The sequence below is a fragment of the Streptomyces sp. NPDC088400 genome, assembly GCF_044753355.1.
In the GTDB taxonomy this organism is placed as follows: domain Bacteria; phylum Actinomycetota; class Actinomycetes; order Streptomycetales; family Streptomycetaceae; genus Streptomyces.
The window spans coordinates 705,019-720,184 of the sequence record NZ_JBIVMZ010000002.1; the positions used below are offsets into that span (position 1 = coordinate 705,019).

Below are 15,166 nucleotides of genomic sequence, written 5' to 3' on the forward strand. Positions count from 1 at the left end.
TCCCTGGAGGAGACCGACACGCTCAAGAAGCGGAATCAGGAGCTTCGCGCTGCTTCCCGTGAGCCGATCGCGATCGTAGGGATGGGCTGCCGGTTCCCCGGTGGTGTCGACTCGCCCGAGGCGCTGTGGGATCTGCTGTCGGCGGCGGGTGACGGCCTCTCGCCGTTCCCGGCCGACCGGGGCTGGGACCTGGACGCGGTGTTCGACCCCGAGCCGGGGCGCACCGGATCGACCTACGTGCGCGTCGGTGGATTCCTGCATGACGCGGCGGAGTTCGACGCCGAGTTGTTCGGGATCGCGCCGCGTGAGGCCCTCGCCATGGACCCGCAGCAGCGGCTGCTGCTGGAGACGTCGTGGGAGGCGCTGGAGCGGGCGGGTATTGATCCGTTGTCTCTGCGCGGTTCGGCGACCGGTGTGTTCACGGGGACCAACGGTCAGGACTATCTGCACACCGTGGGTGGTCGTCTGGACGGTGTGGAGGGATTTGTCGGTACGGGGTCGGCGGCCAGTGTGATCTCCGGCCGGATCTCGTACGTGTTGGGTCTGGAAGGCCCGGCGGTGACGGTGGACACCGCGTGTTCGTCGGCGCTGGTGGCGCTGCACCTGGCGAGCCAGGCACTGCGCTCCGGGGAATGCCGGATGGCGCTGGTCGGCGGTGCGACAGTGATGTCCACCCCGTCGGCCTTCGTCGAGTTCTCCCAGCAGCGCGGGCTTGCTCCGGACGGCCGGTGCAAGGCGTTCGCCGAGGGCGCGGACGGTACGGGCTGGTCCGAGGGCGCCGGTGTCCTGGTCGTGGAGCGGTTGTCCGACGCGCGGCGCCTGGGGCATCCGGTGCTCGCGGTCGTACGGGGCAGCGCGGTCAACCAGGATGGTGCGTCGAACGGCCTGACAGCTCCGAACGGCCCCTCGCAGCAGCGCGTGATCCGTCAGGCGCTGAAGGCGGCGAGGGTCTCGGCGTCCGAGGTGGACGTGGTGGAGGCGCACGGTACGGGTACGAGTCTGGGTGACCCGATCGAGGCGCAGGCACTGCTCGCCACGTACGGGCAGGACCGTGGCGACGGCGAACCGTTGTGGCTGGGTTCGGTGAAGTCGAACATCGGCCATACCCAGGCCGCCGCCGGTGCCGCCGGGCTGATCAAGATGGTCCTGGCACTGCGGGAACAGCGGTTGCCGAAGACGTTGTTCGTGGACGCGCCTTCCTCCCATGTGGACTGGGAGGCGGGCGCGGTACGGCTGTTGACCGACTCCAGGGAGTGGCCGCGCGGCGAGCGTTCGCGCCGGGCGGGGATCTCCTCCTTCGGGATCAGCGGTACCAACGCGCACGTCATCCTCGAAGAGGCGCCGGAGGCCAAGGCGATAGCGCCCGAGCAGTCTGATCGGCCCGAGCAGCCGGGGCCGCAGGGGCTGCCGTCAGTGGAACAGCCGTCCATGGAACTGCCGGTGGTGCCCTGGGTGCTGTCCGGCCGTACCCCGGACGCGGTGCGTGCCCAGGCCGGCCGCCTCGGGACCTTCCTGGACGGCCGGTCCGACTCCCCGGCGGACGTGGGCTTCTCGCTCGCGACGTCCCGCGCCGTCCTGGAACACCGTGCGGTGGTGCTCGCCGCCGACGGCGCGGCCCTGCGCGCGGGCGCCACCACGCTGTCCGGTGCGGCCGCTCCGGACGAAGCAACCGAGGCAGACGCGTCCGTGGTGGCCGACGTCGTCACCGGGGCGGTGCGCAAGTGCCGTACGGCCTGGATGTTCACCGGCCAGGGCAGCCAGCGGGTCGGCATGGGCCGTGAACTCCACGCCACATTCCCGGTGTTCGCCCGGGCCCTGGATGAGATGTGCGGCCTCCTGGACACCGAACTGTCCGGCGCCGCCGGGTTCGACGTTTCCCTGCGGGAGGTGTTGTTCGCGGACGAGGGCTCCGCCGAGGCGGCGCTGCTGGACCGGACCGGCTACGCCCAGCCCGCCCTGTTCGCGGTGCAGGTCGCCCTCGTGGAACTGCTGCGGTCCTGGGGCATGCGCCCCGACGTACTGCTGGGCCACTCGATCGGCGAGTTCGCCGCCGCGTACACGGCCGGAGTGTTCGAACAGGCCGATGCCGCCCGTCTGGTGGCGGCTCGGGCCCGGTTGATGCAGGCGCTGCCCGGCGGTGGCGCGATGGCCGCGATCGAGGCCACCGAGAACGATGTGCTGGAGATCCTGAACGGGCTCTCCGACGGCGACAGCGACGGCGACAGCGATGGCGACGGCGGCAGCGGTCGAGCCGCGATCGCTGCCGTCAACGGCCCCTCGGCGGTGGTGATCTCCGGTACCGAGGACGTCGTGGAGCGCGCGACAGCCGTAGCCCGTGAGCAGGGCCGACGAGTCTCCCGACTGCGGGTGAGCCACGCTTTCCACTCCCCGCTGATGCGCCCGATGCTCGACGAGTTCGCCCGGATCGCCGCCGGGATCACCTACCGGACTCCCCGTACACGGGCGGTCAGTACCGTCACCGGCGAGTTGGTGACCGCCGAGGACTGGGCGACCCCGGAGTACTGGGTGCGCCAGGTGCACCGGCCGGTGCGCTTCCATGACGCGCTACGGACCGCGACCGCCGGACAGGGCGCCGGCCGACTGCTGGAGCTCGGGCCCGATCCGGTACTCAGCGGTCTCGCCCAGTTCGTGGGCACCGACGCGGACACCGCCGACACGGATTCCGCCGATGCGGATGCCGTCGAAGCGGTAGGGGCCCTACGGAAGGACCGGCCCGAGTCCGGGACGTTGATGGCGGCCGTGGCCCGGATGTTTGTGAGCGGGGTCAAGGTCGACTGGGCCGCCGTGTTCGCCGGGACCGGCGCCCGGCGGGTGGAGCTGCCGACGTACGCCTTCCAGCGGGAGCGGTTCTGGTTGCTGGACCGGGAACTTCCGGAGGAGGAGATCGCCGAGTCCCTCGGGATCGAGCGGCGGTTCTGGGAACTGGTCGAGCAGGGCGATGTGGAATCCCTGGCCGGACAGCTGGGAGTTCCGGCGGCCACGCCGTTGGACGCGGTGCTGCCGGTGCTCTCGGACTGGCGGACACGGCACCGTGCGGAGTCGGAACTGTCGGGCTGGCGCTACCGGGTGCAGTGGAAGCCGGCGAAGTTCCCGGCCGCCGCCCGGCTGTCGGGAACCTGGCTGGTGGCCGTCCCGCAGGAGGACGTCTCGCACGAGGCCGTCCCTCACGAAGGCGGTGACGCCCGAGCCGACGCCGGACATGACGCTGTGATCGAGGCCTTGCGGCTGTCCGGCGCGGAAGTGATCGCTGTGCCGGTGTCCGCCGACGACACGCGCGAGTCCCTGGCGGCCCGGCTCCGCGCCGAGATTGCCGCGCCCGCTGAGGCGGCCGGGATGCTGTCCCTGCTGTCCACCGCCGAGATGACGCTGACTCTGGTGCAGGCGCTGGCCGACACCGCGATCAAGGCGCCCGTGTGGTGTGTGACGTGTGGGGCGGTGTCTGTCGGTTCGGGTGAGTTGTTGGCGGATCCGGTGTCGGCTCAGGTGTGGGGTCTGGGTCGTACGGTGGCGTTGGAGCAGCCTGAGCGTTGGGGTGGTCTGGTTGATCTGCCGGAGGATATAGAAAGCAGGAGTCTGTCCCGGTTGGTGTCGGTGTTGGCGGGTGCCGGGGGTGAGGATCAGGTAGCGGTACGGTCCTCGGGCGCTTTCGTGGCCCGTCTGGTGCCCGACTCGGCTGGTGCGGGTCATGGGGAGAGCTGGTCGCCGCGTGGCACGGTGTTGGTGACCGGTGGTTCGGGTGCGTTGGGTGGGCATGTGGCGCGCTGGTTGGCGTCTTCCGGTGCCGAGCGCTTGGTCTTGCTGTCCCGTCGTGGTGCTGAGGCTCCCGGCGTGGAGGAACTGGAGCGTGAGCTGGCCGAGTTGGGCGCCGGGGTCACCTTCGTGGCGTGTGATGTCGCTGATCGTGAGGCTGTGCGGGCGGTGCTGGACGGCATCCCCGAAGAGTTCCCGCTGTCGGGGATTGTGCACACCGCTGGGGTACTTGAGGACGGTCTGGCGGCCGAGTTGACGCCTGAGCGGTTGGCGCGGGTGCTGGCGGCGAAGGCGGACGCCGCACGCCATCTCCACGAGTTGACGGCCGACCGGGAGCTTGACGCCTTCGTCCTGTTCTCGTCCATCGCCGGTGTCGTCGGTAACGCCGGCCAGGCGGCTTATGCCGCTGCCAACGCGTATTTGGACGCTCTGGCGCAGTACCGGCGTGGTCTGGGTCTGGCCGCGACGTCGGTGGCGTGGGGGCCGTGGGGTGGCGATGGCATGGCTGCCGACTCGACCGTGGCGGAGCACTTCCGCCGCCTGGGCGTGCGCCCGCTCGCCCCGGAACGTGCCATCGACGCCCTGCGGCAGGTGCTCGGGGACGGGCGGGTCTGCCCGACCGTGGTCGATGTCGACTGGCAGCGGTTCGCCGCCACCATGGCATTCACCCGCCCCAGCCCGCTGATGGGTGACCTGCCCGGGGTGGCGGCGGAACGTACTCCCACCACCGCGAGCGACGGCGAACTCGCCGCACAACTGCGTGGCCGTTCGGCGGCTGAGCAGCACCGGACGGTACTCACACTGGTCCAGTCCCAGGTCGCCACCGTGCTGGGACACTCTTCGGGCGCGACGATCGACCCCGGCCGGGCGTTCAAGGACCTCGGATTCGACTCCCTCACCGCTGTCGATCTCCGTAACCGCCTGGCCCAGGCCACCGCTCAGCCGCTGCCCGCCACGCTCGTATTCGACCACCCGACCCCCTCCGCGCTCGCGGCGTTCCTGCGTGAACAGATCGCGGGGAAGACGCCCGTGGCGGACGTCGCACCCACGCAACGGCCACCGGTCGGCGCGGCGGCCGACACGACGGACGACCCGATTGTCGTCGTGGGCATGGGGTGCCGGTTCCCCGGTGGGGTCGACTCGCCCGAGGCGTTGTGGGATCTGCTGTCCTCGGCCGGTGACGGTCTCTCGCCGTTCCCGGACGACCGGGGCTGGGATGTCGACGCGCTGTACGACCCCGACCCGTCCCGTGTGGGCACGACCTATGTGCGCGTCGGCGGATTCATCGAGGGCGTGGCCGAGTTCGACGCGGGGTTGTTCGGGATTTCGCCGCGTGAGGCGTTGGCGATGGACCCGCAGCAGCGGTTGCTGCTGGAGACGTCGTGGGAGGCGCTGGAGCGGGCGGGTATCGATCCGTTGTCTCTGCGCGGTTCGGCGACCGGTGTGTTCACGGGGACCAACGGTCAGGATTATCTGCACACCGTGGGTGGCCGGTTGGAGGGTGTGGAGGGTTTTGTCGGTACGGGTTCGGCGGCCAGTGTGATCTCCGGCCGGATCTCGTACGCGTTGGGTCTGGAAGGCCCGGCGGTGACGGTCGACACCGCGTGTTCGTCGGCGCTGGTGGCCCTGCATCTGGCGAGCCAGGCATTGCGGTCGGGGGAGTGCGCCATGGCCCTCGCCGGCGGTGCGACGGTCATGTCCACCCCCGCGACCTTCTTGGAGTTCTCCCAGCAGCGCGGACTCGCTCCGGACGGCCGGTGCAAGGCGTTCGGTGAGGGCGCGGACGGTACGGGCTGGTCAGAGGGCGCCGGTGTCCTCGTACTCGAACGCCTCTCGGACGCGCGGAAACTCGGGCATCGAGTGCTTGCCGTCGTACGGGGCAGTGCGGTGAATCAGGATGGTGCGTCGAACGGTCTGACGGCGCCGAACGGTCCCTCGCAGCAGCGTGTGATCCGGCAGGCGCTCTCCGCTGCCGGGCTTTCGGTGTCCGAGGTGGACGCGGTGGAGGCGCACGGTACGGGTACGAGTCTGGGTGACCCGATCGAGGCGCAGGCGCTGCTCGCGACGTACGGCCAGGACCGGAACGGCGACGAGCCGTTGTGGCTGGGTTCGGTGAAGTCGAACATCGGTCACACTCAGGCCGCCGCCGGTGTGGCGGGGCTGATCAAGATGATTCTGGCGTTGCGGGAGGAGCGGCTGCCGAAGACGCTGTACGCGGATGAGCCCTCGTCCCGGGTGGACTGGGACGCGGGTGCGGTACGGCTGCTGAGTGAGGCCCGGGAGTGGCCGCGCGGTGAGCGCGCGCGCCGGGCGGGAGTCTCCTCGTTCGGGATCAGCGGTACCAACGCCCACGTCATCCTCGAAGAGGCCCCCGAGCCCACGCCTGCGGAGACCGCTCCTGCGGGGACCACGCCTGCGGGGACCAGGCCTGTGTCGACCACCCTTCAGACGGATGAACAGCCGTCCGTGGAACTGCCGGTGGTGCCCTGGGTGCTCTCGGGCCGCGACGCGCGGACGGTGCGGGCCCAGGCGGGCCGCCTCGCGGCTTTCCTCGACGATCAGGACGGCTCGCCCCTGGCCGTCGGCCTGTCGCTGGCGACGACCCGCGCTCTTCTCGACCATCGCGCCGTGGTGCTCGGCACCGACGCCCCGGCGCTCCGTACGGGACTGACGGCTCTGGCCGACGGTGATGCCTCCCTGGTGTCGGGCGTTGTGTCCGAGGGGCGCACGGCGTGGATGTTCACGGGACAGGGCAGCCAGCGCGTCGGAATGGGCCGTGAACTCCACGCCACGTTCCCGGTGTTCGCCCAGGCCCTGGAGGAGGCGTGCGCCCACCTGGACGCGGAACTGGACGGCGCCGCCGGGTTCGACGTTTCCCTGCGGGAGGTGTTGTTCGCGGACGAGGGCTCGGGCGAGGGCTCGGACCAGGCGGCGCTGCTGGACCGGACCGGGTATGCCCAGACCGCGCTGTTCGCGGTGCAGACCGCCCTCGTGGAACTGCTGCGGTCCTGGGGCATGAGCCCCGACGCCGTGCTTGGACACTCCATCGGTGAGCTGGTCGCGGCGTACACCGCCGGGGTGTTCGACCTTCCGGACGCCGCCCGGCTGGTCGCCGCCCGCGCCCGTCTGATGCAGGCTCTGCCGACGGGCGGAGCGATGGCGGCGATCGAGGCCGACGAGGACGAGACCCTGCGCATCCTCGAAGAGGCGGCCAAGGATGCTCCGGCGGGCGCACGCCTCGTGATCGCGGCCGTGAACGGCCCCTCGGCGGTGGTCGTCTCCGGCGACGAGAACGAGGTCGAGCGTGCACTCGCCGTGGCCCGCGCCGACGGTCGCCGGGTGTCCCGGCTGCGGGTCAGCCACGCCTTCCACTCCCCGCTGATCGAGCCGATGCTGGCGGACTTCGCCCGCGTCGCCGAGCGCGTCACCTACCGGCAGCCGGTGCTCCCGGCGGCCAGCACCCTCACCGGGGAGCCGGTGGGGGAGCGGGACTGGGCCACCGCCGACTACTGGGTGCGGCAGGTGCGCCGGCCGGTCCGCTTCCACGACGCCGTACGGACCACGACCGGTGAGCTGGGTGTGACCCGCCTCCTGGAGGTCGGCCCCGACCCGGTGCTCAGCTCGCTCGTACGGTCCGACGCTGACACGGCGGTCTCCGTACTGCGCGGGGACCGCCCCGAGACCGAGAGCGCGCTGACCGCCGTCGCCGAGATGTTCGTGCGCGGCACGGACGTGGACTGGGCCGCGCTCTTCGCCGGGACCGGCGCGCGGCGCGTCGACCTGCCGACGTACGCCTTCCGGCGCCGCCGCTTCTGGCTGCCGGACCGGGCCGTCGCGCCGGGGAGCCCTTCGCTGTCTTCGCAGTGGGACACGCGCCGCTCCGAGTCGGCGAAAGTCGCCCTGCCGGACCCGGAGTTGATCGAGGACGACCATGAACTCGGCTCCCGGCTGAGGAAAATGACCGCCGAGGAACAGGACCGGGCGCTGGTCGCCCTGATCACGTCGCAGGTCGCCGCGATCCTCGGGCACACCGACCTGGCGGAGGTGGGCACGGGCCGTAAATTCCTCGAAGCGGGCTTCACCTCCCTGTCGATCACCGACCTGCGCACCAGGCTCAGCCGGGCGACCGGACTTGCACTGACGGCCGAGGCGCTGTTCGAACACCCGACGCCCCGGGCGCTCGCCACCCATCTGCTGACCGGGCTGGCGGGACTCACCGGGACGATGGCCGCGACCGACCAGGCGGACGCGACGGACCAGGCGGCCGGGACCGGCAAGGCGGCCGGGACCGGCCAGGCGACTCCGACCGACCAGGCGGACGCACCCGGCTCAGTGACTCCCAAGGTTCCGGCGGCTCCGGTCGCCCCGGGGAGCGCGGCACCGGGCGGGACCGTCACCCACCTGTTCCGGCACGCCTTCGACCAGGAACGGTACGAGCGCGGCATGGACCTGCTCGACCTCGCGGCCGGAGTGCGCCCCAGCTTCCAGGTCTCCGACACCGGTGACGGGGCGTCGGCCGGCGCGGAGCCGGTGCGGCTCTCGGACGGCTCGGAGGCCGAACCCCTGCTGTGTGTGCCCTCATTGGTGGCCCCGGCGAGCCCGTACCAGTTCGCCCGGTTCGCCCGAGCGCTGCGCGGCACCCGGGACGTCTGGGTCCTGCCCGCCCCGGGCACCGGTCGGGACGAGGCGCTTCCGGCCGATCTCGACGCCGCGGTCGCCCGGCAGGCGGACGCGGTGCGGCGCGCGTTCGGCGACAAGCCGCTCACGCTCGTCGCCTACTCGTCGGGCGGCTGGCTGGCCCACGCCCTCACGGCGCGGCTGGAGGCACTGGGCACCCCGCCGCGCACGCTGGTCCTGCTGGACACCCCGGCCGGCGCGGGCGCGGACCTCGCGCTCGGCATGGCGATCACCACCCATCGGCTGATGGGCCGCTTCCCGGACATCCCGGTGGACGACGACCAACTGACCGCCATGACGCATTACGCGGGCCTGTTCACCGGCTGGCGGCCGGAGCCCGTCACCACCCGGACGCTGTTCGTACGAGCGGCCGAGTTCGTCCCCGAGCTGCTGCTGGAGGCCACGCGGCCGTCCTGGCCCCTGGAGCACGAGATGCTCGAAGTGACGGGCAATCACTTCACCTTGATGGAGAACGACGCGGAGACGACCGCGCGCCGGGTCCACGAGTGGCTCAGGGATCAGGAGTGACCTCAGACGGTGGGACCGGCCGGCAGCCCTACGGCACCGGCCGGTAACCCCCATGGCACCGCACCGGCCGGTACCCCCCTTCGCACCGGCCGGTGCGGCCACGACGAAGGCCACCGTGCGGGGCGGAAACCCCTCACGGTGGCCTTCGTCTTTCGGTCTTTGCCGGCGGTCTTAGCCGGCGGCTTTCGGCCTCGGCCCGGCAGGTGCCGGCCGGGGCGCTCCACCCGGCCCGGAGGCTACTCGGCCCGGATCAGCTATTCGGCCCGGAGCAGCGCATTGGGGTCCGCGTGTTCGTACCAGCCGATGAACGGCGGGCACAGGCCCCAGCCCAGCAGACGCTGCAACTCCTCCGGGTACTCCCGGACGATCTCCTTGGGCACGGCCAGGAACTGGTTCTCCTCCTGCCGGAGGTTGCCCCGCACATAGGCCAGGGTGAGCCCGGTCCGCGGGCCTTCGGAGAGGTTCGGGCCGCCGCCGTGGAACAGGCCGCCCACCCAGATCAGGCACGAGCCCGGCTCCATCTCGGCCTGTACGGCCTCCTCCGGCCGCGGGGCGCGCTCCGCCTCCCAGGCATGGCTGCCCGGGTAGACCATCGTGGCGCCGTTCTCGTCCGTGAATTCGTCCAACGCCAGCATGATCTGCACACGGTTGGTCGGCCCGGGCGAAGGCAGCATGTGCGCGATGTCGTCGCGGTGCGCGGTCTGCGGTGTCTCCCCGGGCCAGATCTGGATCGCCTGCGTGATGCTGACCTGGATGTTGGGCGCGATCTCGGTCCGCTGCGGCCCGAACCAGTTGGGTACGGGCCGCTCGATGAGATCACGGGCGGCACCGAGGAACAGCGGATTCAGCGCCACCCTCTCCATGTGCCGGGAGCGCGCGAACAGCGAGCACAGCCGCTTGGTCCGCTGCCCGGTGAACGTGCTGTCCCCGTACCCCGTCCCGTCCAGGGCGGGCCCCAGGTCGTCCCAGAGTCCTTTGAGAGTGGTCTTGTCGATCAGGTCTTCCACGATCACGCCGCCGTCGCGTTCGAGTGCCGCGGAGACCTCGGCGACCGTGGACGTGGCGGGGAGCCGGGCGAGACGTATGGCCATGGGAAATCCAGGCTCCTTCTTCATCGGAGAGGGACAGAGGCCTTCATCGGAGAGGGGCAGGGCCGGTAGCCGGTCCTTCAGTCACATCGGTTCACCAGCGCACCGGCAGGGACACATCGGTTCACCAGCGCACCGGCAGTGAATCGAGGCCGAACAGCACACCGTTGTTCCTGAACGCCAACTCCTCGTCGGGCCGCGCCAGTTCCAGCGTCGGAATCCGTTCGAACAGCGTCCTGTAGGCCAATTCCATCTCGGTACGCACCAGATGCGCCCCGAGACACAGATGACGGCCGAAGCCGAACGCGATGTGGTGCCGCTCCTCGCGCCCGGGGTCGAACTGGTGCGGGCAGGCGAACGCGGACCCGTCGTGGTTGGCCGCGGCGACCAGCGGGGCGATGCCCTCACCGGCCTTGATGACCTGCCCGGCGACCTCCACGTCCTCCAGCGCCACCCGCAACGGCACCAGGTCGGCGACGGAGTAGTAGCGCAGCAGCTCCTCGACCACCCGGTCGTCGCCGATCCACCGGGGGTTCGACAGCAGGGTGCTCGCGCCGAGGGCGATGTTGTTCGCCGTGGTCTCCTGGCCGGCGATGACCAGCAGCATCGCCGCGCCCCCGATCTCCATCGGGGTCATCGTCTCCGACTGGATCATCACGCTGATCAGATCGTCGCCGGGGCGCCGCTTCCGGATGGCTATCATCCTGCTGAAGTAGCGCAGGATCTGCTTGGACGCCTCGTCGCGCTCCTCGTCCGTGGCGTCCAGCATGACCAGGCAGCGGATACGGGACTCGAAGAAGCCGCGGTCCACCTGAGGCACCCCGAGCAGGGCGCAGATCACCAGCGAGGGAATCGGCACCGCGAAGTCGGAGACCAGATCCGCCGGACTGCCCTTGGCGAGCAGCGCCTCGACGCAGTCCTCGACGACCTCCTGGATCCGTGGCCGCAGTTCCTTGATGCGCCGGACGCTGAACTCCGGGATGAGGACCTTGCGGTACCGGTCGTGCTCGGGCGGGTCCAGTGCCGCGAACCAGCCGGGCACCTGATCCTGCGCGGGCGGCCCGCCGGTCCTGCCGGGGCTCGGGAAGCCCTCGTGCGCGGGATTGGAGCTGATCTTCGGGTGGGTGAGCACCTCGCGGACGTCTTTGTACCGGGTCACCAGCCAGACCCGGGCACCGGTGGGCATGGTGGACCAGACGAGCCCCTCACGCTCACGGAACTCCGCGTACTGGTGGGGCGGCAGGGGCTCACCGGCCTGCCGCAGCGGGAAATCGACCAGCTTCGCCGCGTCTGCCGCGTCTGCCGCGTCCGACGAGTCCACCGAGTCCGACGCTTCTGTCGTTGTCATAGGTGTCCGCTCTCAGGATCCGGTTCGGGCTACCAGGTCACCGGCAGTTCGGCGAGCACGCCGATCATCGTGCCGCCCTGCGTCCGCAACTCGTTCACCGGGACCGCCGGGCGCAGTTCCGGCAAGCGGGAGAACAGCACGCTGAACGCGGTGCTCAGCTCCATCCGCGCCAGGGGCGCGCCGGTGCAGTGCCACATCCCGTGGCCGAAGGACAGGTGCCGGTTCGGGGAGCGGGTGACGTCGAACTCCTCGGGGTCGTCGAACGCCCGCTCGTCGAAGTTCGCCAGACCGAAGTCGAGCAGGACGAGGTCGCCCGCGCGGATCGTGACGTCGTCGATCTCGATGTCCTCGTTCGCGTACCGCGGCAGAGTGGCCCCGGCCCGCTTGGAGGACCGCAGCACCTCCTCGACCACGCCCCCCAGCACGGCGGGATCCCGCGTGACGGCGTCGCGCTGGTCCGGGTTGCTGGACAGCAGCACCACACCGAGGTCGATATGGTTCGCGACGCTGTCCAGCCCCGCGAACAGCACGCCCCCGGTCAGCATGCCGGCGTGCTCGTCAGGGATGCCCGCACCGCACAAGTGCGAGAGAACGTCCTCCCCCGGCTCCTGACGCCTGTACGTGGCGACTTCGCCGAGGAGCTTGAAGAGCGCCTCCGGGCCGGTGGACGTCCCGTCCTCGGGGTCCGTCTGCCCGATCTGGGCCAGCAGCGTCGCGCACCGCTGCCAGTCGTCCTCGGGAACCCCGATCAGCTCGCAGATGACCCGCAGCGAGAACGGCAGGGAGAAGTTGGCGCGCAGATCGACCGGGCGCTCGCGGGCCGCGAGGTCCTCCACCATCGCGCTCGCCAGCGCTTCGACCTTCGGGCGCAGACGCTCCATGCGCCGTGTGGTGAAGTTCGGCGTGAGCAGCGAGCGCGTCCGGGCCCGCCCCGCGCGGGTGTCCTCCAGGTCGTCGCCGATCAACATCTCGACCAGCGGGTTCCTGATGTACCTCGGTGCGGCGGCCGGGTCCGGGTGATACCGGTCCACCCGCTGGTCGTTCATCAGCCGCTTCGCTTCGGCGTGCCGGGTGACCAGCCACGCCTCGTCACCGGCCGGGGTACGGACCCGGCAGACGGGAGCGTCCGCCCGAAGGCCCTCCAGCCGGCTGGGACACAGGATGGGCTGCGCCTCGGTGGTCAGTTCGGGCAGTTCCCGGGATTCCGGCGGCCTTTGGGGCGTGGAGGGCACGGACTACTCCTCGAATCAGGTCAGGTCGGGCGTGACTGCGGGCTCATGCCGCCGACCGCGCGGCTTCGAGTTCCCTGGCGATTTCGCTGTTGACCTCGGCCTGATGGTCAGCCAGGAAGAAGTGGCCACCGGGGAACACCTTGACGCGGAAGGCTCCTTCGGTGTGCTCGCGCCAGGCGTCCGCCTCGTCGAGCGTCGTCCTGGGATCGGAGTCGCCGGTCAGGACGGTGATGGGACAGCGCACCCGCCGGTCCGGCTCACAGGCGTACGTCTCGATCGCCGTGTAGTCGCCGCGGATCGCCGGCAGAGCCATCCGCAGCAACTCGTCGTCGCCGAAGACCGCCGAATCGGTGCCGTTGAGCAGCCTCAGCTCGGAGATGATGCCGTTGTCGTCGCGCTTGTGGACCTGCTCGTCCCGCCGCGTCGAGGGGCCGCGTCGGCCCGACGCGATCACCGCGCGGGGCGGGTTGGCGTTCTGCCGCTCCAGCCGGAGGGCTGTCTCGAAGGCCAGCACGGAGCCCATGCTGTGCCCGAAGAAGACCGTGGGCTTGTCGCTCAAGGTCTGGATCTCCTTGGCCAGAGCGTCCGCGAGCGCGCCGATGTCCTCGATGCACGGCTCGCGGCGGCGGTCCTGGCGGCCCGGGTACTGGAGGGCGATCACGTCGATGCCGGGGGAGAACCGTACCGATACCGGGTGGAAGAAGCTGGCGGAACCGCCCGCGTGAGGAAAGCAGATGAGCCGCGCGGTACTGGCGCCGGAAGGGTGGTACCGGCGGATCCAGTCCGTGCTGGCGTCGTCCTTCGTAACCACGTGTCGTCGGTCCTTCCCGATCGTGATGTCCCCGCTCGTTCCCAGGGGTTCTGTCCCGGGAATGGTCCCGGGATCCGTCCCTCCGGTCTTCGTGGCCCGGGGGCGTCCGGCTGATCCACGAAGACCGGAGAGACGGATCCCAGTCAAGTCCGCCCCATACCCGCAAATCCCTAGACTTGGCGCGTACAGCACGGCGTTCGACGGCCTTACGCCGAACAGCAGGCCGGGGCGGGCCTGTTCACAGGCTGGCCGCCGCGCGGAACCGGTTGATGTACGGCAGATGACGTTCACGGGTCTCCGGATCCTGGACCCCGAGATTCTCGGCCGGCGCCAGGCACAGCACACCGACCTTCCCGCTGTGGCGGTTGCCACGGACGTGCCGCACCGCCTCCGCCGTCTCCGTCAGCGGAAAGACCGCGGAGAGAGTCGGGTGGATCTTTCCCTTGGCGACCAGCCGGTTGGCCTCCCAGGCCTCGCGGTAGTTGGCGAAGTGGGAGCCGACGATCCGCTTGAGTGACATCCACAGATAGCGGTTGTCGTACTCGTGCGTGTAGCCGGAGGTGGAGGCGCAGGTGACGATCGTGCCGCCTTTGCGCGTGACGTAGACGCTCGCCCCGAAGGTCTCCCGGCCCGGGTGCTCGAAGACGATGTCGACATCCTCGCCGCCGGTCAGCTCCCGGATCCGCTTCCCGAAGCGCTTCCACTCCTTGGCGTCCGAGGTCCGCTCGTCGGCCCAGAACCGGTAATCCTCCGCGGCGCGGTCGATGACGGCCTCGGCGCCCATGGCCCGGCACAGCTCCGCCTTGGCGTCCGAGGACACCACACAGATCGGGTGGGCGCCGCCGTTCAGGGCGAACTGCGTGGCGTACGAGCCGAGTCCGCCGCTCGCGCCCCAGATCAGGACGTTGTCGCCCTGCTTCATCCCGGCGCCGTTGCGGGACACGAGCTGCCGGTACGCGGTGGAGTTCACCAGCCCCGAGCAGGCCGCCTCCTCCCAGGTGAGGTGGGCGGGCTTGGGCATCAGCTGGTTGGACTTGACGAGGGCGATCTCGGCGAGGCCGCCGAAGTTGGTCTCGAAGCCCCAGATCCGCTGTTCCGGGTCGAGCATCGTGTCGTCGTGCCCGTCGGCGCTCTCCAGCTCCACCGACAGACAGTGCGCCACCACCCGGTCCCCGGGCTTCCAGCGGCGCACTCCCGGACCGGTGCGCAGTACGACGCCGGACAGGTCCGACCCGAGGACGTGGTACGGCAGATCGTGGCGGGCGCCCTCGGGCCCGCACCGGCCGTAGCGCTCCAGGAAGGCGAAAGTGGGGAGCGGTTCGAAGATGGCGCTCCACACCGTGTTGTAGTTGATCGCGCTCGCCATGACCGCGATCAGCACCTCGCCGGCGCCGAGGGCAGGCGTCGGGACCTCACTGATGTGCAGTGACTTTCCCGGGTCCTTGTCCGAGGAGGCCATCCCCTCGAACATGCCGGCCTCCTCCTTCAGCGTGAGGGCGCCGCGGTACGAGTCGGGCACGGGGAGGGCGGCGAAGTCCTCGGAGACGGCTTCGTCGGAGAGCACGGCTTCGATGATGTCTTGCACGAGGCTCGGGTCCTTCGGGGATGCGGACGTGGCAGGGGGACCGTACTGCTCGGACACACGGGAATTCCCCAGGACCTGTCGTCGGCCGTATCTCCTGCCGACAGCTCTCCTGCTGACAGCCGTCCG

The 15,166-nt window shown here is 70.6% G+C and carries 6 protein-coding genes; 1 reads left to right on the top strand and 5 read right to left on the bottom strand.

Going from position 1 to position 15,166, the window contains the following annotated elements:
- Positions 1-3 precede the first annotated feature (3 nt).
- Positions 4-8,976: a type I polyketide synthase gene (locus tag ACIQD6_RS07295; protein WP_401879580.1), complete on the top strand. Its 8,973-nt coding sequence runs from the start codon at positions 4-6 to the stop codon at positions 8,974-8,976.
- Between the two features lie 254 nt (positions 8,977-9,230).
- On the opposite strand, the gene ACIQD6_RS07300 is transcribed toward ACIQD6_RS07295, so the two are convergent.
- The 5 genes from ACIQD6_RS07300 to ccrA form a co-directional block, all read right to left on the bottom strand.
- The gene (locus tag ACIQD6_RS07300) at positions 9,231-10,067 is read right to left on the bottom strand and encodes a phytanoyl-CoA dioxygenase family protein (RefSeq protein ID WP_401879167.1); all 837 of its coding nucleotides are present in this window, start codon (positions 10,065-10,067) and stop codon (positions 9,231-9,233) included.
- Positions 10,068-10,188: 121 nt separating this feature from the next.
- Positions 10,189-11,412, bottom strand: a complete 1,224-nt coding sequence (locus ACIQD6_RS07305) for a cytochrome P450 (RefSeq protein WP_401879170.1) — start codon at positions 11,410-11,412, stop codon at positions 10,189-10,191.
- Between the two features lie 29 nt (positions 11,413-11,441).
- Entirely contained in the window at positions 11,442-12,644 is a 1,203-nt protein-coding gene (locus tag ACIQD6_RS07310; protein ID WP_401879173.1) for a cytochrome P450, read from the bottom strand.
- Between the two features lie 43 nt (positions 12,645-12,687).
- Entirely contained in the window at positions 12,688-13,455 is a 768-nt protein-coding gene (locus tag ACIQD6_RS07315) for a thioesterase II family protein (protein ID WP_401879176.1), read from the bottom strand.
- Between the two features lie 238 nt (positions 13,456-13,693).
- The gene (gene ccrA / locus ACIQD6_RS07320; protein WP_401879177.1) at positions 13,694-15,040 is read right to left on the bottom strand and encodes a crotonyl-CoA carboxylase/reductase; all 1,347 of its coding nucleotides are present in this window, start codon (positions 15,038-15,040) and stop codon (positions 13,694-13,696) included.
- Positions 15,041-15,166 lie beyond the last annotated feature (126 nt).

Bases quoted from the DNA above. Each gene is read 5' to 3' on its own strand.
- ACIQD6_RS07300 (WP_401879167.1), bottom strand. From the start codon at position 10,067: ATGGCCATACGTCTCGCCCGGCTCCCCGCCACGTCCACGGTCGCCGAG.
- ACIQD6_RS07305 (WP_401879170.1), bottom strand. From the start codon at position 11,412: ATGACAACGACAGAAGCGTCGGACTCGGTGGACTCGTCGGACGCGGCA.